The sequence below is a fragment of the Bacillus salacetis genome, from assembly GCF_049177075.1.
GTDB classification, from domain to species: Bacteria; Bacillota; Bacilli; order Bacillales; family Bacillaceae_B; genus Rossellomorea; species Rossellomorea salacetis_A.
The window spans coordinates 1,245,729-1,266,170 of the sequence record NZ_CP185377.1 but is presented as its reverse complement, the minus strand read 5'-3'; the positions used below and the strand labels follow the sequence as shown (position 1 = coordinate 1,266,170).

The window sequence follows — 20,442 nt, the reverse complement described above, 5'->3', positions numbered from 1 at the left end:
TATTTCTCGGTAATTGGTAATAAATCCTTTTTTATGCAAAAAAACGCACCCTCAATTTGAGAATGCGGTGGTCTGCATATTGTTTAACTGAAATGTTTTGTTACGGTAGTGAATACATCCTCATCCATAATGGAAGTACCGTATTCACTCAAGCGATGTACGGTCAAGCTTGATTCATTAGCATACTCAAGCATGATACTCAATACATTGTCGATTTCTTCTTCTGTAAAGTATTCATCTGAGAATTCAATGTGAAGGTAATAAGTTCCTTCAAAGGAAAACAACTTTGTGGAAAGATGTTCGTATGCAGAAGCGGCCATCTGCTTGGATAATGAAATGACATCTTCAAAATCCTTGAACTTTATGGTGAATTCCAGTGACCCTTCAGTTTCTCCCTGCTCCTGTTTCATTTGGAAGTGTTGATCCAGAAAATCTTCAATCCGTTCATCAACAGGCAGGTCTTTGATTTTGTCCTCTGGAATCGGCAGTTCAAATTTCTGTCCGTCTTTTGTGACTTGTGCCCTTGTCACTAGGACCTCCAGACCTTTGTCGAGAGCTTGTACTTGGATCCATAACGGCCCCTCAATCGTAAAGTTCTCTTCCTGATGTACTTCATCCATCATTTCCCAAAAAAGTTCTTCGCTTCTTTCACGGTTATACCAGATTTCCTCCCGATCGAAGCCTCTTTCCTCTATATCGCCATATGAAATATAAAACTTTACAGTGTTATCATTTATACGTTCTATCTCCATCAAACACCTCTCCCTTCTGTTCAATGTTGGTGAAGGGACTGCACCCCTGAGCAAACAGCTCTGAATATGATGTAGACTGCTACCACTATTTCTTGATCGTTCTTTTGAGACACGGATTTTCTGAAAAGCTTGCCCCAAATAATCTCGATAGTTCTTAAGTCAGTTGAATTAGTTTATACCTTGTACTCCTATTTTATGATAAAACATAATGAAATGGAATTAAAAATATGCCTATTTTTCAAATGAAGAAGTATCAAATACATTCCAGTGTTTTGGTTATTTTAGCTTAAATTCACTGAGAATTCAAGTTTTTAGTTTTATCCTTATTATATAGATAACCTGAGAGAAGAGCTTTAAAACCTCAAACTCTCCAGAGCAAAAAAAGACCTTCATACTTAAGCATGAAGGAAAGGATATGATATATTAGTTGACCATGCGTTGTGCTTCAAGCAATTGGAATGTACGCACTTTACGAGGTAGGAAACGACGGATTTCATCTTCGTTATATCCTACTTGAAGTCTCTTTTCATCCATAATAATAGGTCTGCGAAGCAAACCAGGATTTTGTTGAATCAGTTCAAACAGATTCTGTAATGGCAGAGCATCAAGTTCAACATTAAGTTTCTGGAATGTCTTGGAACGGGTAGAGATGATTTCATCTGTCCCATCTTCCGTCATTCTCAAGATTTCTTTAATCTCATCGATACTTAACGGCTCAGAGAATACATTTCTCTCTTTATATGGAATTTCATGATCTTCTAACCAAGCTTTCGCCTTGCGGCAGGATGTACAACTAGGTGAAGTGAACAAAGTTACCATGAACCATTCACACTCCCTTATATTATTAAGACTTAATTTCACAAGTAGAGTTTTCTTTAAATAAAACTTTCTTATTTAATAATTAGTTTAAAGAAGAAATCTCTATTATGTATTATACATGAAAAATGTTCACTTGAATATAGTTTTAAATAAATTGTCACCTTTATATACAGAGGTTAAACAATTTTAACGCGTTGGTTAACATTTACCCGCTATCAAAACTTATAAACCCCAAAATTATAATTTTTTTTACTTTATTTATAAATTTATAGTTTAAGCCAAGCAATCAAACATACAGGGTATATTTATCTAGAGTTGACTGATCTTTTCCTATATTGGAATTGCAGCATTTATTAGGGATATCTGCAAAAAACCTTATTGAATAATTCAATAAGGTTTCTCAACAAATCAGATATCTTTGAGAATATCTGTGCTTCTGTCATCTTCAATATTTAAGACCTCATCAGCCGGCTGATAGGATGCACCATAAAATTTTGTATCTTTGTATGTGTGAACAAGTTCGTAGGTTTTTACCATCGACTCATAAACCATCTCTTCGGTTTCATTATTAGGGGCCCAATATAGGATTTCCATCTCGTTTATTTCGTTTGTCGCTAAAGATCTGCGGCGATATCCGATACTGGAAGCATGTTCAAAGCCTTCCCGTTTATAAAATCTTAAACGCTTTTCTGTATCCGTATCTTCATAATCGACAGGCTCCACTTCAAGGATGATTGATTTACCTCTCTTTTTCAGCTTCTCAATCAACTTATGTCCAAGCCCTTGTCCTCTAGCCTTTGAAGAAACAAAGAGATAATCGATAAAGATAAAGTCTTGCAGTTCTGCGTACATCAATACATGATATTCATCCTCATCCTTATGATAAATATCACTGCGTTCTCTCAGCAGAGTTTCCATGTGCTCTTTAGATTTCATTTCTTCCACAGGAAAATATTGATTTAACTTCTCATACCAATGCATAGATCTACTCCTTCGTTTTCAATTAAGATAAATCGTTAAGCTAATACATAATTTTATTATTACCATACCCTTGAAGATAATAAACAACAGCAGCAAAGTCTTAATCTTAATTGTTATTTTAGGGATCTTTGGTTGCTTTCAAGAAGATGCGAAAGCAGCAAGTGGGATTAAAAAAGTGGATGTAAGCGGTTTTTATTACCAATATTATTGTACCTTACTGAGAATAAAAGTCAAATAAGAAGCGGCTGCTGATGCTTCATACCCTTCCCAAAAGAAGTTCTAAGACATTATAAAGATAAGCAAAACCGGCAGGAGAATTCCTGCCGGTTTATAGGATCAAGGAGTGAAGTCAACAGTTTCCGTATAGCTATTGCCTGCATTCCATAGAAGATATTCATTTATCCCCTGCTCTTGAAGAGCTTTAATCTGTGCTTCCACTTCAGCTTTTCCATATTGTTTGTAATTACCCGAACCGAGCCAGGATGCAGTGAAATCCTGCAGCCATGGTCGTGACGTTGGAGGATTCTCCAGTTCAGCAAGCTTTTTATTTTCCAGCTTTGCATACTCAGTGATCAGTTTATATGGTTCCAAGTCCGGTTTGGCGATGCCAAAATAGGACGTCCAATGACTTGGGTAAATCATGGATGAAATAACATCAACATGCTCAGAAATTTTAGAGAAATTCTGGCCTATACCAGGCGCCTCTGGCAGCGTGGCTGTGTAGCCAAAAATATCGACGGAAACATCGACACCATAAGGTTCAAGTTTCTCTTTTGCATATGCAACAAAATCTGTAACGGCATGCACTCTTTTTTGCACATTATCTTCATCCATATCCGCATAATCACCCATATTGTATTTCAATTCATTGTCTCTTTTTTCAAAACCTTCAGGGAATCGGACATAATCAAACTGTATTTCCTGGAAACCCATTTTGGCAGCTTCGATGGCAATCCCTACATTATAATCCCATACTTCCTTTAGGAATGGGTTAACGAATGATTCACCTCTGCCATTCTTCCAAACCTCATTTCCCTCCATGTAGGATAATTCGGGCTTCGCTTGGGATAGGACAGAATCTTTAAATACCACAATTCGGGCAATAGGATAAATCTGTTTTTCTTCTAATTTTTCCAGAACTGCTCGCGGGTCTTTGATATATGACTTTCCTATTTCTTTGTATTCAGACTGCTCTGTTTCGTACGTGATGTTGCCCCAGTCGTCTTTAATATCAATGACCATTGAGTTTAAGTCAGTTTTATCAATCAAGTCAATCAGTTTTTCAAATCGGCTGCCTCCAGCAGAATGTCCCGTTACATAAACGCCTCTGACCGCCTCTGGATATGTAAACTCTAGGCCTGAATCATAGAAAAAACGAGAAAGCTGCTGAGGAAGTGTCTTTTCTTGTAAATTCACTTCAAGAGCCGCATGCTTTTGTACCGATTTTCCTTCTGTCTGTTCTGCACTTGCAGTGTGAAACGGCAAGAGACATAGTGCGGAAATGCCTATTGCTGTCATTGCAGTTCTGAATTTCAAGGTTAACCTCTCCCCTTATCAAATTTAATAATAGTAATATGCTATTTTCATAACTTTTATATTATATACCCTATTGTATCAATGGATGTGCCTGATTTGAAATATTTTTAAAGAGTTATGTCGAAATTTCCAGGGAAATCAATAATATGAGTTTAGCAGGATATTGTATGGGTAAGCACATAAAAAAAGACCTCAGAATCAAATCTGAGGTCTTCTGAATATCTTAGTGCTTATATTGAGCTTTATATTGGGCGAATTCTTTTTCAGAACAGTATACGAAGTGTCCTGGAGCAACTTCACGAAGTTCCAGCTGGTCGTCTTCTGTGTAGTTATGCACAGCAGGGTCATAAGTTTTACGCTTACGGGAACGCTCATAGTCCGGATCCGGAAGCGGAATGGCAGACAGAAGTGATTGAGTATAAGGATGAAGCGGGTTCTTATACAACGCATCACTTGGTGCAAGTTCTACCAGCTTACCAAAATACATAACTCCGATTCTGTCACTGATATATTTAACCATTGAAAGGTCATGGGCAATGAACAGGTACGTTAAGCCTTTTTCACGCTGCAGATCTTTCATTAAGTTAACTACCTGAGCCTGAATCGAAACGTCCAGGGCAGAGATAGGCTCATCGGCAATGATGAAGTCAGGATCAACAGCTAGGGCACGGGCAATACCGATACGCTGGCGCTGTCCGCCTGAGAATTCGTGAGGATAACGGTTGGCGTGCTCTTTATTCAAGCCAACAGTCTCAAGAAGTTCATGAACTTTTTTAATTCGTGCGTCTGCAGAAGTCGCTAGACCATGAATATCAATACCTTCGGCAATTAAATCCGCTACTTTCATACGCGGGTTCAATGAAGCATAAGGGTCTTGGAAGATCATCTGCATTTTGCGGTTGAACTTCTTCAGTTCTTTACGGGATTTCTTTCCGTGAACATCTTCCCCTTCAAATAAAACCTGGCCGTCTGTAGCATCGTATAAGCGGATGATGGTACGGCCTGTTGTAGACTTACCACAACCAGACTCACCAACAAGACCCAATGTTTCACCTTTATAGATATCAAAAGTGATATCATCTACAGCTTTAACCATATTTGGTTTCCCAGGGTTAAAATATTGTTTTAAATTTTTGATTTCAAGTAATTTCTCAGCCATTATGAACGAACCTCCTCAAATAATACCGGCTCATCATAGTTGGAAGGCATTTTGCGCTGTCGTACTTTAACAGCTTCCGGCGGCTCTACTTTAGGAGCGCTAGGATGCAGCAACCAAGATTTGACGAAGTGTGTATCAGACACTTTATAAGTTGGTGGTTCTTGTTCGAAATCAATCTTCATTGCGTACTCACTTCTTATGGCGAAGGCATCCCCTTTCGGAGGATTCATCAAGTCAGGAGGAGTACCAGGTATCGCTTGAAGCTGCTGGCCTGTTTCTGTATCAAGGGTCGGCATTGATGCCACAAGTCCCCAAGTGTATGGGTGCCTTGGATCATAGAAGATTTCATCGACTGTGCCTGATTCTACGATCTGACCACCGTACATAACAGCTACCCTGTCAGCCACGTTAGCTACAACCCCAAGGTCATGCGTAATGAAGATGATTGATGTTTCAATTTTATTCTGCAAGTCCTTCATTAATTCAAGGATCTGCGCCTGGATTGTAACATCCAGTGCAGTTGTCGGCTCATCCGCAATAAGAATTTTCGGATTACAAGCAAGAGCAATCGCAATTACGACACGCTGTCTTTGTCCACCTGAAAATTGGTGAGGATATTGCTTGAAGCGGCCCTCTGGATTTGGCAGACCAACAAGTTTCAATAGTTCAATTGTACGCTTTTTAGCTTCCGATTTACTCATGTTCTGGTGCTTTAAAAGCGGCTCCATGATTTGCTTGCCGACAGTCATTGTCGGATTAAGAGAAGTCATTGGATCCTGGAAGATCATCGAGATGTCTTTCCCACGGATTTTCTGCATTTCTCTTTCTGATGTTTTTGCTAAATCTTTGCCTTCAAATGTAATTTCGCCATTTTTGATAAATCCTGCAGGTTGAGGCAAAAGTCTCATAATTGCTTTTGTAGTTACAGATTTACCTGATCCTGATTCACCAACGATAGCTAGTGTTTCACCTTTATCAAGGTGAAAATCAACACCACGTACAGCTTTAACTTCTCCCCCATAGGTTGTGAAGGAGACATGTAAATCTTTTACATCTAATAATCTGCTCATTTTTTCTACTCCTTCCACTATTTACGCATCTTAGGATCAAGTGCATCGCGCAATCCGTCAGCAAGCAAGTTAAAGCTCAAAATGATAAGAGAGATAACCACTGATGGAATCAACATCATATGAGGGTATGTCTGGATGGACTTATAACCATCATTAACCAAAGAACCTAACGATGCCTGCGGTGCTGCGATACCCAACCCGATAAAGCTCAGGAATGCTTCTGTAAAGATTGCGGTAGGAACTGTAAACATTGTTGTAATAATAACAGGTCCCATAACGTTTGGAAGCAAGTGTTTCCAAATCAACCTGTTGCTTGTTGCACCCAATGTACGGGATGCAAGAACGAATTCCTGATTTTTCAATTGGAGAATCTGTCCACGGACTATCCGGGCCATACCGGTCCATCCAGTAATAACCATCGCCATCGTAATGGTGAATAATCCAGGTTCAAACACAAGTATGAACAAGATTACGACAATCAAGTTCGGAATACCTACTAAAATTTCAATGATACGCTGCATAAAGTCATCGATTCTTCCACCGTAGTATCCTGAGATACCACCATAGGCAATACCAATGATTAAATCAATCAAGGCTGCAAGAACACCGATATACAAGGAAATGCGTGTTCCCTGCCAGGTTCTCGTCCAAAGATCACGTCCTAAGTCATCTGTACCGAACCAGTAGGTTTTATCAACTTGACGAGTTTCATATACATCCATGCCATTGTGGTCTATTCCATCAAACCAAGAAAGCCCTGAAAGCGCTTCGATTTTTGGAGGCAACTTAGCATGTCGGATATTTTGATCTTTGTAAGACATCTCAGTCATTCCTGGTCCAATAATCGCCATGATAATAATTACCACCATGATAGCTAAACCGACAATTGCACCCTTGTTTTTGAAAAGGCGAATCCAAGCATCGTGCCAAAAGCTAAGACTCGGTCTGCCTATAACTTCTGATTCCGACTCACTTGCACGTCTAGGTTGGAAGAGGTCAGGATTCAAGTTTTCAAGATCTTTTCTTTTGTTTACTTCCATTATTTCTTCCCTCCAGCCAAACGAATACGAGGGTCAATTATTCCATAAAGGATGTCCACAAGGAAAATAACTCCGATGAACAAGATACTGTAGAATAATGTTACACCCATGATTACGGTATAGTCATTCGTGTTGATTGAGCTGACGAACTGGAAACCAAGACCAGGCACGGCGAAAATCTGCTCGATTACGAGTGTCCCTGTCATGATACCAACAGTCATCGGCCCCAAAATAGTGATGATAGGAATCATCGCGTTCCTGACACCATGTTTTAATACTGTCGCTGTTTTAGTAATCCCTTTTGCTTTAGCCAAAAGGATATAATCTGAACCTAACACCTCTAGCATCTCTGTTCTCATGAAACGGGCAATTGTAGCGACAACCCCTACTGTTAATGCTAAAGTAGGCAGGATAGTGTGCTTGAATTCACCCCATAACGCAACCGGAAGCCATTGTAGTTTAACACCTACATAGTACTGCATCAATCCGGCAAAAACGAACGCTGGTATCGAAATACCTAAAACTGCTAAGGTTGTTGCACCGTAGTCAAGCCAGGAATTGTGTCGCAACGCTGCAATAATCCCTAAACCTAAACCAATAATTGTTCCTAGTACGATTGCTTGGAAACCAAGTTGTGCGGAAGGACCAATACGGTCACCGATAATTTGTGTAACCGGGCGGTTGTCGTATTGGAATGACAAACCTAAATCACCTTGCGCTAAGTTTGTCATGTAGTTTACGTATTGTACTGGGAGAGGATCATTCAAACCATACTTATCTAGGATGATTTGCTGCTGCTCTGGTGAAAGCTTTTCTTGGTTTGTTAGTGGCGACCCAGGAAGGAGCTTCATCAGAAAGAATGTGGCTGTTGCAATAATCAGTATCGTAATAAACATATAAGCTAGTCTTCTTAAAGTGTACTTGATCACTCTTTAGCCCCCCTTTTTTCTTTTTTTTTTTTTGGCTACCTTACATATTATATCTTATTTCGACAAATTTTCAATCTATTTCTTAAATTACAATTTTTTTCGACAATCAGGAGAAAAGGAGAGCATATGCCAATGCATACGCTCTCCTTTTGAAAGTTTGTTTCATTGAGCGATTATTTGTTACTCAATGTAAGCCCATTTGTAAGATGCGTCAGCACCGAAAGCGTGACGAAGGATTCCGTGTACGTAAGGACGCTCTAGGTAAGCAGAACCTCTTTGGTACATTGGAGAAATCGCAGCATCTTCAAATAGAATCTTTTCAGCTTCTAGCATTGCGTTCCAACGAGCTTCTGGATCGTCTAGCAATGTAGTTTTAGCATCTTCGATCAACTGGTCATACTTTTCGTTAGAGTAGCCCATTTGGTTATGTGCGCCATCAGTAACGAACATGTCAACGAATGTCATCGGATCTGGATAGTCTGGACCCCAACCAGCGAATGAGAAGTCATATTCGCCTTTAGTTTCAAGGTCAAGTTTTTGCTTGAACGGCTGTTGAGAAATTGTAACAGTAAGACCATCAAGATTAGATTCTAACTGTTCTTTCAGGTATTCACCGATTTTCTTAGAGCTTTCAGAGTCGTAGTTCAACAACTCAAGAGAAGCTTCTTCAAATCCAACTTCTTCTTTTGCTTTAGCCCAGAATTCTTTAGCAGCTTCAACATCAGTTTCATTGAAGTTACCGTTAGTCTCACGGAAGTCAGTTCCGTCAGGACCATATACGAAATCTTGTGGTACTAGGAAGTAAGCAGGGATAGATCCGTTGTTAAGAAGTACATCAACAAGACCTTGCTTATCCCAAGCCATATCGAATGCTTTACGAGCGTTTACGTTAGCCAATACTTCGTTTTCCTGGTTCAAGCGAAGGAAGTATACAGAAGTATCCGCACGTGTTTTGAAGTTGTCATCACCTTTGTACTGATCAACGAATTCTGCAGAAAGACCTACAAGATCCGCTTTGTTTGTTTCATAAAGGTTTACGCCAGTAGCTGTGTCTTTTACGATGTTGAAGTTGATTTCTTCAAGTTTAACAACATCAGACTCCCAATAGTCAGCGTTTTTAGTCAACTGGAAGCTTTGCTCATGTTTCCACTCGTTAAGAACGAAAGGACCATTGTAAAGAGTAGTGTTAGCTTCAAGACCATATTGGTCGCCTTGCTCAGTTACGAATGCTTCGTTTTGCGGGTAGAAAGTTGCGAAAGAAAGCAATGCTTTGAAGTAAGGAACTTGAGTTTCCAATTTAACTTCAAGAGTTTTTTCGTCTACAGCTTTAACACCTAGTTCGTCAACTGGAAGTTCACCAGAGTTAACTTTTTCAGCGTTCAGGATATCATACATGATGTATGCATACTCAGCAGCTGTATCAGGGTTCAAAGTCTTTTTCCAAGAATATTCGAAGTCGTTAGCTGTTACAGGTTCACCGTTAGACCAAACAGCATCTTCACGAATTTTGAAAGTGTAAGTCTTACCATCTTCAGAGATAGTAGGTTCTTCAGCAGCCATACCTAGAACAGCTTCATCGTTCTCACCTAAACGATAAAGACCTTCGTATACGTTGTTCATTACTAGGAATGATACTGAGTCAGTTGCTAGAGAATTATCCATAGAAGGGATCTCTGAAGTTTCCAGCAAGTTAAGCACCTGTGGTTTTGCTTCAGCTGTCTCTTCTTCTCCTCCGCCATTATTTCCGGAGTTGCCAGAGTTGCCGTTGTTTCCACTGTTAGCAGCGTTGTTGTTTCCGCCACATGCAGCAAGGAATGTAGTTAGTGCTAGTAGAAGCACTAGAAGAAATGAAAACTTTTTCTTCATCTTGAAATTGACCTCCTCGTGTCTCATATTTATTTATCTTCCGATTTGTCAGAAGATTCGTTTTCTATTATACAACATACAGAAATTATTGCAATATTAATTTAACAGTTTTTTTGCAAAATTATCACATCCGTTTATAAACCCTTATATACCAACGTTTCAAAGGCCTTTTTAACTATCAATATCATATTACAATCTTTACAAATCCACCTTTTTAAGTATAAATTACCAAATAATTCATATTTACTATTCACTCGTTTTGAAAGTATTAATTCATTTTTATACACCTCTATGTATGGTTATTTTTCATCAATGAAAACAGTCTCTTTTTTTCCTCTGTCCCCTTCTCCCTTCCTATTAGGGAGTTGTCAGAATTCAAAGAAAATATTTCTGGTTATAAGCTATTGTGCTTTTGCAGCCTTGGTGTATATATATTTAAAATCTCTTGATAACAGATGCATATATTCGATATACTTATAAAAAAATGTGATGTGGTGAAAATTTTTGAAAAAGGTTGTTTTGGCAGTATTTACTATATATATAATTTCAGCCGTCTTATCGTTTTTTTATGATTATGGGTTTTGGCTAGGTATCATTAATATCTCCTTTCTGATCGGGATGGGGTTATTGACGGCCGGCGGACTTATGAAGGTAGTGGAATCGGGTTTCTTCAATGGAATCCAGTATGCTTTCAAGCGTTTCCGCAAAAGTACCAAAGAAGGAAGCTATATATCTAAATTCGATGATATGGATGAAACAAAAGAAGCACATGAAGAGTATAATAGGAAAAACAACTTTGCTTTGACCATTCCATTTCTCCTAAGTGGAAGCATCGCTGTCATAGCGGATTTAATTGTCTCTTACCTTTTCTATACTTGATTTCAGCTTCTATATTCTTTTATAATCATTTCGAATACTGATCATGCGATGAGAAAGAGTAGTATATTCAATTCGGTTTTACAGAGAGTTTGTGGCAGGTGCGAACAAGCATCCGAATGAATGGAATGGACTTTCGAGCTCCACTAGTGAACCATAGTAGCCAGTGGCGGCAGCCCGCCGATATCCGGGCACCATGTTTTCATGGACCAAGCGGCCTTTCGGGGCAACTTAGGGTGGCACCGCGGAATAATTCCATTCGTCCCTATAACTTTTATAGGGACGGGTGGATTTTTTTATGTAAATAGTCAAATAATGATAATCAATTGGAGGAAAAGTAATGCAAACTATATTTAGCGGAATTCAGCCAAGCGGAACAATCACATTAGGGAACTATATTGGAGCACTCAAACAATTTGCTGAACTGCAGGAAGACTATAATTGCTATTTCTGTGTTGTCGATCAGCATGCCATCACGGTACCGCAAGACAAAGCTGAATTGAGAAAAAACATTAAAAGTCTTGCAGCTCTTTACATTGCAAGTGGGATCGACCCTGATAAATCCACTCTTTTCATTCAATCAGAAGTACCTGCACATGCACAGGCTGGATGGATGCTTCAGTGTGTAGCCTATATCGGGGAACTGGAAAGGATGACTCAATTTAAAGACAAGTCGCACGGCAAGGAGGCTGTATCAGCAGGACTGCTGACATATCCCCCTTTAATGGCTGCAGATATCCTGCTTTATAAAACAAACCTGGTACCAGTTGGCGAAGATCAGAAACAACATCTGGAATTGACAAGGGATTTAGCTGAAAGGTTCAACAAGAAATATAATGACATCTTCACCATTCCTGAAGTCAGGATTCCAAAAGTGGGGGCAAGGGTCATGTCCCTTCAGGATCCCTTAAAGAAAATGAGCAAATCCGATCCTAATCAAAAGGCATTTATAACACTGTTAGATACACCCAAGCAAATCGAGAAGAAGATCAAGAGTGCTGTAACTGATTCTGATGGTATTGTTAAATTCGATAAAGAAAATAAACCCGGGGTTTCAAACCTGCTGTCCATTTATTCCATTCTGACTGGAAAAAGCATTGAAGATCTCGAGACGCAATATGAAGGCAAGGGCTATGGAGATTTCAAAGGAGATCTCGCTCAAGTCGTAATAGATGCTTTGGCGCCTATCCAGCAGCGCTACAATGAACTCATCGACTCAGAAGAGCTTGATGAAATACTTGATAAGGGTGCTGAAAAGGCTAACTTTACAGCGAACAAAATGCTTATGAAAATGGAAAAAGCCATGGGTCTTGGACGAAAAAGAAAATAATATAAAAAGGCAGCCTTTGCGGCTGCCTTTTAGTTTACCTTAGGACGATTTTCCAATTCCCACAGTTTCTCAAAGAATGGTTGACCTTTTATCAAGTTTTCACAAAAGAGCAAGTGCTTGTCCGACCAGCCTTCCTTTGTTTCTTCGAAAAGGCTCTGCCAAGCTTCTTCAAAGTTCATTGATTGTATTCTTTCATAATTCTGGGGAGTCCATTCCGTGCACCAATATCGTATTTCTGCCGTATTCTTAGAGGAGTGCAATTGATCCAATGCCATAAACATTAACTGTTTCAACTGTCTTTCCCTTCTCGTCAAACCGCTCATGATTGTTGGTTTTGGAGAAAGGATATGATAGTCTTTTGCTTTCTTTTCCATTTGGAAATTGTAAGTGTAGGGTTCCTGATCTTCTGTCATCTCATATACCAGCTGCTCCTGACGCGGTATGATCCTGCTCTTGCGGATAGGGATGGAATATCCAATTGTGTCAACCGCAAGTATGCCTGTCCCATCGGTGACGATGAAGCAATATTCCAGCTGGATACGCTCATGGTTTTTTCTCAAGTACGCCTTTTGGTAGATATCATTAAGCAATGACTGAGGAAGTTCCGACAAATCATTTTCAATATAATGGAAGAAGTCGGGTGTTACTTTAATTAACGGAACCTGATCCAGGAGCTCGATGACATCCTCTTTTCTCCATTCATGAAAATGACAAACATTATAACCGTTTTCTTCACCTTCAAACCAATTTACCCATACATCATGAAGATATAGCATGATTGACCCCTCGCTTCAACCTATTTGTCAATCAGTATAGGCAAATTCCAGCCAGTTTATTCCTGTATGTCTCTTTTCCTGAAGTTTATTCAGTGACTGCAATTTTGGTTGTTTATCAGAGGCCGCCAGTCACGGTGAATGTTCCATAAGCTGACCTGGAGGGGAGGAAGCAGATAGGATTGATTATTTCTTTTTTGGAGGTGAATAGATAGAGAGGGTAATGAGGAAAATGCCTGCCAATAGGAGGTAGCACTCCACTCTTCCCGAAATGAATAGAAAATAATCCTGAAATGTTGATCCTGTCGCCAGCAGGTTAAGGTACATAATCAACGTTACTCCACCGGATACAGATAGACCGAACCCTATCAATAATATAAATACTCTAAACATCATTCCTTCCGCCTTTACCGTCCATATTTTCAAAATGTTCATATTCTCACCTTTTCTGCTTGTCCAGTTACTAGGAATATATGAAGCGGCAAAGAAATATATGATTGTCCAGCCATTTCATAAAAAAAAGAGAGAGGCAGTCCCCCTCTCTTCATTTCCCCATGATTTGGTCACTTTCTATAAATTTCTTTGAGTCAAGCCCCATCATTTCCTGAACAGTCATTCCATGGTTTTCCCTGAATTTCCTTACAATATAATATCCTATCGCATAGCCGATCAGGCTTGGATAGCTGCCTCTTCCAAGAAGAAGCTGATCATGCTTTGTATCTTTCCTCCTCAGATGCAATTCATTTTTGATATGCTGATTCCAGAGCTTTCGGAGCAGAAATTCGCTGTATTTCGCAGCCCAGCTGCTGACATACTCTTCTCCGCAGTATTCTTTTACAGCATCTTCTGCCAATCCTTCAAAAATGATGGAGTCAAGCAGATTGTATTGATCGGGATTTTTTTCTAAAAGGTTCATTCTTGTACAATGATGATATTCATGGACAAACACAGCTTCCCATTCTCTTGGATCTTCTTCATCAGATAAGAACAGGTATATTTCATCTTTGAAGGAGACCCCCGATTTTTTGAATCCACTGGAAAAAATGCCTCTCGCTGATTGGACAGGGAATATATAGACAGGAACAGAAGGCCCCTTCCATAGTGAACGATACTTATTATAGTAGACATTCATCTTTCGCCATGCATCACGTTTCTTTAAAGCATTGATTTCGTATTCTGTGTTTGCAGCAGGCGAATACATTCCAAATGACTTTAAGTATCCGTATAACTCTGCCGCTTCCCTCTTTTTCATCCCTTTCTTCATCAGCATTTTTTCTGGATCGCGAGCATAGTCGTCCAGCCACTTGCTTGTTTCAATTATTCCCATAGGCTGCCCTCCCTCAGAGCACGGTGTTAAAACAAAAAGACTGTTTCATATGGATTTTTCTATATCCATATGAAACAGTCTTTGTTTTTATTTATATTTTTTAAAAACGATTGTTGCGTTATGGCCGCCAAAACCGAGTGAGTTGCTCATAGCCACATTCACTTCTGCTTTTCGCGCACCTTCCGTTACATAGTCCAGGTCACAATCAGGATCTGGAGTTTCAAGGTTGATGGTAGGAGGAAGAACATTATCTTGTAGGGCAAGTACAGAAAAGATTGCTTCAACCCCGCCTGCTGCTCCAAGCAAATGGCCTGTCATTGATTTGGTTGAGCTGACCGCCAATTTATAGGCATGGTCATGGAAAACCTCTTTAATGGCCATAGTCTCATATTTATCATTATATGGAGTACTTGTTCCATGGGCATTGATATAATCCACGTCCTCAGCAGAAAGACCGCCATCTTCAAGGGCTATCTTCATCGCTCTTGCACCGCCTTCTCCTCCTGGTGCCGGCGCTGTGATATGATGGGCATCCCCTGTTGAACCATATCCTACGATTTCAGCATAAATTTTTGCTCCTCGTGCAAGTGCATGTTCTAAATCCTCCAGAATGACAATTCCTGCACCTTCACCCATTACAAATCCATCACGCTCCGCATCGAAAGGACGGGAAGCTTTATCAGGATCCGTATTTGTAGATAGAGCTGTGTTGGCACAGAAACCAGCCATGGACATTTTTGTAATCGGCGCTTCCGTTCCACCGGTTACCATTACATCGGCATCTCCACGTTGAATGACTTTGAATGCATCCCCGATGGAATTCGTACCTGTCGCACATGCCGTTACCGTACAAGAATTGATTCCTTTAGCTCCAAGGAGGATTGAAACCTGCCCGGCTGCCATATCCGGAATGATCATTGGAACGAAGAATGGGCTTACACGTCGGTAGCCGCGCTTCTGGAATGTTTCAAATTGATTTTCAAAGGTTTCCATTCCTCCAATTCCTGACCCGATCCATACGCCGACACGATTTGCGATTTGATCTGTGATCTCAAGGTTGGCATCTTTCACAGCCATCATCGAAGCAGCAACTGCATATTGAGTGAAACGGTCCATCTTTCTCGCTTCTTTTCGCTCTACATACTGCTCCGGATCAAAGTCCTTTAGTTCCGCTGCCACTTTAGCTGGATACTCATCGGCGTTCAGCCTTGTCAATGGGCCAATTCCGCTCTTACCTTCCAGGACATTAGACCATGTTGTTTTCACATCATTACCGAGCGGCGTCACTGCGCCTAATCCTGTTACGACTACTCTGCGTTTATTCATTTAGTTCCATCTCCTTTTTATGGTCTTAGAAGACATTTCTTATAAAATATTTACAATCAGCGTCCCCATTTAAGGGCAATGGCACCCCATGTCAATCCGCCGCCGAATCCTACCATTACAAGGACGTCATCGTCTTTGATCTTTCCAGCCTCTAATTCTTCGACAAGTGAAATCGGAATAGATGCGGCTGATGTATTGCCATATTTATTGACTGTTTTGGACATTTTCTCTTCAGGAAGATCCAGCCGCTGTCTTGAAGCCTCCATGATCCGGATGTTTGCCTGATGAGGGATGAGGAAGTCTACGTCCTCTTTTTTCAATCCAGCTTTTTCAATAACATTTACACTGGATTCTCCCATTTGCCTTACAGCAAATTTAAATACTTCCCTGCCATTCATGTAGATATAAGCATCATCCTGGAAAAGGTGTTTTCCTCCGGATCCATCTGACCCCAGTTCAAATGAGAGGATCCCTCTTCCCTCAGAAACAGGCCCCATGACAACAGCACCGGCTCCGTCTCCAAATAGGACAGCCGTATTTCTATCATTCCAGTCAGTGATTTTTGAAAGCTTCTCCACACCAATGACCAGGATATGTTTATAAGCATTATTGTCAATAAATTGTTTAGCCGTGATCATTCCATACATGAATCCAGCACATGCCGCACTTAAATCCATCGCAGCTGCCCGCTTTGCTCCAAGTCTTTCTTGAAGCATGGTGGCTACTGACGGAAATGGACGGTCAGGAGTAACTGTTGCGACCATGATCATATCAAGTTCTTCCGGTGAAATGCCCGCATTTTTGATTGCAGCCTTTGCTGCCTCATATGCCATATCAGATGTATTGATATCGTCACCGGCAATCCTTCTCTCTTCAATACCGGTTCTCGTACGGATCCATTCATCTGACGTATCAACCATCTTTTCTAGATCAGCATTCGTTAAAACCTTCTCAGGTACATATCTTCCGATCCCGATAACCCCAGCATTCATTTATAGTCCCTTCTTTCTGGTTTTATTGGCGCAGCACAGTTTGACTAATAGAAAAAATCCTTGTGAAATGCTGCGTATGTATACTGTCAATTCACCTTATAGTTAATCTTTATATCAATTATTAGTACTTGGTACTAATTTTAACGAACTTTACTTTCCCTTGCAACATTTTTTGATATCGAGTTATTTTTTCTCAATTACACGTTTGTCTATACGCCGGCCGAAAATATACATATTTTAATAAAAATGGAAGTTTAAATTGAAAGGATGGTGGCTTTATGGAACGCAAACTCAGGCAGCATCCCTTTGATATTATGGTTATGGGGAGAAAAGAAAGTATCCAGGAAGATGAACCTCGCAAAGGAGCAGAGAAGGAATACAGTGAGGAAACAGAAAATAACGGAGATTTGATGTCAAACATCGAGGCGTTAATGGGAGCAGTTTCAGAGCTGAAGCCTCTCATGAATAAAATCATGCCCTTGATTACTAAGTGGACAAAGTCTTAAAACTAAAAAAGATTGATCTCCTGGAGATCAATCTTTTTAATTTCATTTATTTTCTTCAAGTGCATCTTTCCGGCCCAGTTCATAGGCTTCATTCATAACCTGTGTAAAAAGATTCATAAAGGGCTGAATCATCTCCATGGATAATTCAACTCCCGATTGCTCCAATTGTTGTTTGGCTTCCGGAAGATATTTCATAGCAATTTGCATGAACTCCATATTTTTATCCTGCATAGTTGTCATTCCTTCCTTTCATTCGGTAATTCACCTGTCTTGATATAATGCTGAATATCACTTTCGATGATTTTCTTGAACTCTTCATCCACTACGGGGCTGAATTTCCCCATGGATATTACTTTATCTTGAAAATCAAATGGGATGTTCCCGGATTTCAATTCATCATTAGAGAACCTTGCTGCAACCACTTCATACAGTTTGTCCACGTGCTGTACAGTACTGGTCAAAACTGTCGATTCCCCCATATCCGACTGCTCCGATACATATCCTATCGCGTACAACCCTTTTTCCTTCATCTTTTCAATCATAGGAACATTATATCCGTCGCCGGCAGGGTATACAACATCCACTCCTGATTTCAACTGCATATGTAACAGAACCATTGCCTTCTCTCTATTATCCCAGTCATCAGTGTAGTCGACATGAACCTTGACGCCGCTGTCCTGATGGTTGGCGCCATCAATGAACCCCTTAACTTCTGGCTGCCAGGCATGGGAAGCGACAATCCCTATATGCTGCGTTTTCGTTTGATGGGCAGCAGTCATCCCGCCAAAGAACCCCATGGCATATCCCTCAAAATTCAAACTGGTGGTATTCGACTGGCTCGCATTCCCATTAAATGATACAAAATGGATATCCGGATAATCTTCAGCTATTTCATTAAAGATAGGTGCGTATTGCTGGCCATGTCCAAATATCAAATTTACACCTTGTGCTTTATACTCCGTCACAGCCTTTTCAACCGCCTGCTTGGTTGTTACGCCTTCTTTATAAAAAACGTCCACTCCAAACCTGGATTGGATCTTCAATAAACCCTTGTACCCCTTCGTTCCCCATACTTGGTCACTTATTGTTTCAGGAACGAGCAAACCTACATTATCGAGGTTTCCCTTTTCCCCCTGTGTGGAACATCCCGTCAGCAGGAACAACAGAACCAGGACAAGATAACCTATTTTTTTCATTATAGCAACTCCTTAAGGATGTCATCCACAAGCCCGTATCCATATATAATACAGAACTCTGCCCATTATATGGGCACCTTTAATCCCGGGATGACCTGTGAATCCCCTGCAGGAAAACATTCTGATTTAACAGGGGGTTGACTCCTCTATTTTACCGTGGTTTAGAGGGGAAGAAAAGAAAAACTTCACAAGCACTGCTTCTCAGCAGTTCCTTTGGAGTCCCAGCACTTCCTTTAAAGAGGAGGAAGGCTTCACTGCAATTTTCTTGGCGCCGGATGGAACCATTTCCCTGACCGGCCGATCATCAGGTATATCCGCATCAGTACGGCCAAGTATTTTGAGACTTTTAATCCAGCTGTCCGGGGTATCGGATACGAGTTGAATATTTTCAGCACTATTTTCTTCTATATTTATAATAGAATTTGCCGCATCCTTCACAAAAATGGCGGAACGAGTATCATCAACAAATCCTGTACCGCTTGCTGCCCCTGTAATTACTTGCTGAAATAAAAAAGAATCCGGCTGGCGGGGCCCAAAAAGGGTAGGAATATAAACAGAATAGTATCTGCTAAACTGTTCTTCCAAAAATTCGATAAAACCAGTTAATTCGTCGTCCTCTATCCGATTGGAGAGAACGGATGGCATTAAGACAACGGCACTCTCCAAATAACTTTTATTGTTTTCAACAAAGTCCCTGATGTCTTCCAGTTGTTGTTTGCCTTTACTCCTTGAAAAGCAATCATATAAATTTATATAAATCCGGGCACCTGAAAATTCCGTTGGTAAGGCCTGATGAAGGGGCTGGTAAGTTATATTCGCATTTCTCCCCACCTCCAGCCACCTTTCACCAGCTTTTTGATCTATATCTGCCGCCACCACTTCTAAGCCTTCTTCCAGAATAGCCAGGCACAGTTCAAATCCCAGAAACCCCAATCCTCCTGTTACAACCGCTCTGCTCATTTCTTCAGTCTCCCCCCACTTCCTTTTTTACAACTGTTCATTCAATGAAAAATAAGATACGATTTTTAAGGAAGCCTTGTATCTCTTCTCAGGAAGAATAATATAAATTTCCCCTGGAAGATTGTTTTCATTTCGGTCTTTATATATATCTTTTATGAGAGAAAATTGGTTTTTATAACGAGAGGAATTGATTGATTGAATTGTATACAGGGGTGTCTCCGTTTTCTTAAGGTTTTCTCCGGTATGAGTTCCGTCCTTCACCATGTCCTCGCAATTTTCATCTTCAATACTATAAGCAGATGAAATTTCTTTCTTGAGCTTTTTATAAAAAAACTTTTGATCCTTTTCTTGTGAAAAATGTTCATAAAGAGAGATGCAGGGTGAAAGGAAAACGACTGAGCGGATTCTGCTTCCAAATGAAGGAAGCAGTTTTTCGATGAATAAACCGCCCATTCCCTCTGCGAGTATATGAACCTTTTCATTTATGATTTCCCTACGTTTTATATAATGATAAAGGCGGTAAATCAAGCTGACCGCTTTATCACTTGCCCAGTTTGCTCCGTACAAATTGGAATAATAAACAATATAGCCTTTATCCGTCAGTTCTGTGATGATCGACCTCCTTGCCTCCTGCTGAAGCCAGAAGCTGCTCTTCTCATCGACATAATGATTAACATCTCCCAGAATAAGAACGGCAAAACCGTTGGGACGGAAAGGATAATGGACTATGCAGGGTTCATTGTCGATTTTAAATATTCGATGGTTCATCTGTAATTTCTCCTTTTAAAAAGCTGTCGTTCCAATCAATAATGAAATTCCTTATATTAGCGGGCAGCTAAACATATTTCGTCATGATAGTCTATGAAAAATATTGTTATATGTATGGGAGACAGCCTATAATTCAATAAATTTTTAAAGGCTTTCTTAGAATAAAAGTTATTATTTGAATGAGTTTGTTGATTTCCGCTCCAGGTGTGCGACTCCGCGGGGCGGGCGGTGAGCCT

General features: G+C 40.2%; 21 protein-coding genes and 1 other annotated feature. Of the genes, 3 read left to right on the top strand and 18 right to left on the bottom strand.

Going from position 1 to position 20,442, the window contains the following annotated elements; genetic code table 11:
* Window positions 1–83 precede the first annotated feature (83 nt).
* The 9 genes from mecA to ACOJQI_RS06350 all read right to left on the bottom strand — a co-directional run bounded on the left by mecA (window position 84) and on the right by ACOJQI_RS06350 (window position 10,152).
* Window positions 84–752 carry an adaptor protein MecA gene (gene mecA, locus ACOJQI_RS06390; RefSeq protein WP_421384200.1) on the bottom strand — a complete coding sequence of 223 codons (669 nt, stop codon included), beginning with the start codon at window positions 750–752 and terminating at the stop codon, window positions 84–86.
* A gap of 423 nt (window positions 753–1,175) precedes the next feature.
* Window positions 1,176–1,571 (bottom strand): transcriptional regulator SpxA, encoded by a 396-nt coding sequence (gene spxA / locus ACOJQI_RS06385; protein WP_113930503.1) that lies wholly within the window; start codon window positions 1,569–1,571, stop codon window positions 1,176–1,178.
* Between the two features lie 408 nt (window positions 1,572–1,979).
* Window positions 1,980–2,552, bottom strand: coding sequence for a GNAT family N-acetyltransferase (locus ACOJQI_RS06380; protein WP_421384198.1), 573 nt, complete (start codon window positions 2,550–2,552; stop codon window positions 1,980–1,982).
* 336 nt (window positions 2,553–2,888) lie between these two features.
* Window positions 2,889–4,070, bottom strand: coding sequence for a putative glycoside hydrolase (locus ACOJQI_RS06375; RefSeq protein WP_421385407.1), 1,182 nt, complete (start codon window positions 4,068–4,070; stop codon window positions 2,889–2,891).
* Window positions 4,071–4,311: 241 nt separating this feature from the next.
* The gene (locus tag ACOJQI_RS06370) at window positions 4,312–5,247 is read right to left on the bottom strand and encodes an ABC transporter ATP-binding protein (protein WP_421384196.1); all 936 of its coding nucleotides are present in this window, start codon (window positions 5,245–5,247) and stop codon (window positions 4,312–4,314) included.
* Window positions 5,247–6,317: an ABC transporter ATP-binding protein gene (locus ACOJQI_RS06365; protein WP_421384195.1), complete on the bottom strand. Its 1,071-nt coding sequence runs from the start codon at window positions 6,315–6,317 to the stop codon at window positions 5,247–5,249. The genes ACOJQI_RS06370 and ACOJQI_RS06365 overlap by 1 nt, the downstream gene beginning before the upstream one ends.
* A 17-nt stretch (window positions 6,318–6,334) precedes the next feature.
* On the bottom strand, window positions 6,335–7,357 hold the full coding sequence (opp3C, locus tag ACOJQI_RS06360; RefSeq protein ID WP_421384194.1) for an oligopeptide ABC transporter permease: 1,023 nt from the start codon (window positions 7,355–7,357) through the stop codon (window positions 6,335–6,337).
* Window positions 7,357–8,286 carry an oligopeptide ABC transporter permease gene (opp3b, locus tag ACOJQI_RS06355; protein ID WP_421384193.1) on the bottom strand — a complete coding sequence of 310 codons (930 nt, stop codon included), beginning with the start codon at window positions 8,284–8,286 and terminating at the stop codon, window positions 7,357–7,359. Before opp3b ends, opp3C begins: the two co-directional genes overlap by 1 nt.
* 180 nt (window positions 8,287–8,466) lie before the next feature.
* Window positions 8,467–10,152: a peptide ABC transporter substrate-binding protein gene (locus tag ACOJQI_RS06350; protein WP_421384191.1), complete on the bottom strand. Its 1,686-nt coding sequence runs from the start codon at window positions 10,150–10,152 to the stop codon at window positions 8,467–8,469.
* 504 nt (window positions 10,153–10,656) lie between these two features.
* On the opposite strand from ACOJQI_RS06350, the gene ACOJQI_RS06345 reads away from it, so the two are divergent.
* Both ACOJQI_RS06345 and trpS read left to right on the top strand, forming a co-directional pair.
* The gene (locus tag ACOJQI_RS06345; protein ID WP_421384190.1) at window positions 10,657–11,031 is read left to right on the top strand and encodes a DUF3899 domain-containing protein; all 375 of its coding nucleotides are present in this window, start codon (window positions 10,657–10,659) and stop codon (window positions 11,029–11,031) included.
* A gap of 39 nt (window positions 11,032–11,070) precedes the next feature.
* Window positions 11,071–11,298: a binding site (T-box leader), on the top strand.
* A 70-nt stretch (window positions 11,299–11,368) separates the two neighbouring features.
* The gene (gene trpS / locus ACOJQI_RS06340) at window positions 11,369–12,358 is read left to right on the top strand and encodes a tryptophan--tRNA ligase (RefSeq protein ID WP_421384188.1); all 990 of its coding nucleotides are present in this window, start codon (window positions 11,369–11,371) and stop codon (window positions 12,356–12,358) included.
* 29 nt (window positions 12,359–12,387) lie between these two features.
* Here the strand turns inward: trpS and ACOJQI_RS06335 are convergent, their stop codons facing one another.
* The 5 genes from ACOJQI_RS06335 to ACOJQI_RS06315 all read right to left on the bottom strand — a co-directional run bounded on the left by ACOJQI_RS06335 (window position 12,388) and on the right by ACOJQI_RS06315 (window position 16,776).
* Window positions 12,388–13,134, bottom strand: a complete 747-nt coding sequence (locus ACOJQI_RS06335; RefSeq protein WP_421384186.1) for a YjbA family protein — start codon at window positions 13,132–13,134, stop codon at window positions 12,388–12,390.
* A gap of 183 nt (window positions 13,135–13,317) precedes the next feature.
* Window positions 13,318–13,566, bottom strand: a complete 249-nt coding sequence (locus tag ACOJQI_RS06330; RefSeq protein WP_421384185.1) for a hypothetical protein — start codon at window positions 13,564–13,566, stop codon at window positions 13,318–13,320.
* A 109-nt stretch (window positions 13,567–13,675) separates the two neighbouring features.
* Window positions 13,676–14,458 (bottom strand): DUF2268 domain-containing protein, encoded by a 783-nt coding sequence (locus tag ACOJQI_RS06325; protein ID WP_421384183.1) that lies wholly within the window; start codon window positions 14,456–14,458, stop codon window positions 13,676–13,678.
* An 87-nt stretch (window positions 14,459–14,545) separates the two neighbouring features.
* Window positions 14,546–15,784 carry a beta-ketoacyl-ACP synthase II gene (gene fabF / locus ACOJQI_RS06320; protein WP_421384181.1) on the bottom strand — a complete coding sequence of 413 codons (1,239 nt, stop codon included), beginning with the start codon at window positions 15,782–15,784 and terminating at the stop codon, window positions 14,546–14,548.
* A 56-nt stretch (window positions 15,785–15,840) separates the two neighbouring features.
* Window positions 15,841–16,776, bottom strand: a complete 936-nt coding sequence (locus ACOJQI_RS06315) for a beta-ketoacyl-ACP synthase III (RefSeq protein WP_421384180.1) — start codon at window positions 16,774–16,776, stop codon at window positions 15,841–15,843.
* A gap of 278 nt (window positions 16,777–17,054) precedes the next feature.
* Here ACOJQI_RS06315 and ACOJQI_RS06310 point away from each other — a divergent pair, with 278 nt between their 5' ends.
* Window positions 17,055–17,282, top strand: a complete 228-nt coding sequence (locus tag ACOJQI_RS06310; RefSeq protein ID WP_421384178.1) for a hypothetical protein — start codon at window positions 17,055–17,057, stop codon at window positions 17,280–17,282.
* A gap of 42 nt (window positions 17,283–17,324) precedes the next feature.
* Here the strand turns inward: ACOJQI_RS06310 and ACOJQI_RS06305 are convergent, their stop codons facing one another.
* From ACOJQI_RS06305 to ACOJQI_RS06290, 4 genes are all read right to left on the bottom strand, one after another.
* A complete protein-coding gene (locus tag ACOJQI_RS06305) occupies window positions 17,325–17,513 on the bottom strand; it encodes a ComZ family protein (protein ID WP_421384177.1) in 189 nt (62 codons plus the stop codon).
* 5 nt (window positions 17,514–17,518) lie between these two features.
* Window positions 17,519–18,478 (bottom strand): BMP family ABC transporter substrate-binding protein, encoded by a 960-nt coding sequence (locus tag ACOJQI_RS06300; RefSeq protein WP_421384175.1) that lies wholly within the window; start codon window positions 18,476–18,478, stop codon window positions 17,519–17,521.
* Window positions 18,479–18,679: 201 nt separating this feature from the next.
* Entirely contained in the window at window positions 18,680–19,438 is a 759-nt protein-coding gene (locus ACOJQI_RS06295) for a hypothetical protein (RefSeq protein WP_421384174.1), read from the bottom strand.
* Between the two features lie 27 nt (window positions 19,439–19,465).
* Window positions 19,466–20,206, bottom strand: coding sequence for a hydrolase (locus ACOJQI_RS06290; RefSeq protein WP_421384172.1), 741 nt, complete (start codon window positions 20,204–20,206; stop codon window positions 19,466–19,468).
* Between the last annotated feature and the right edge of the window lie 236 nt (window positions 20,207–20,442).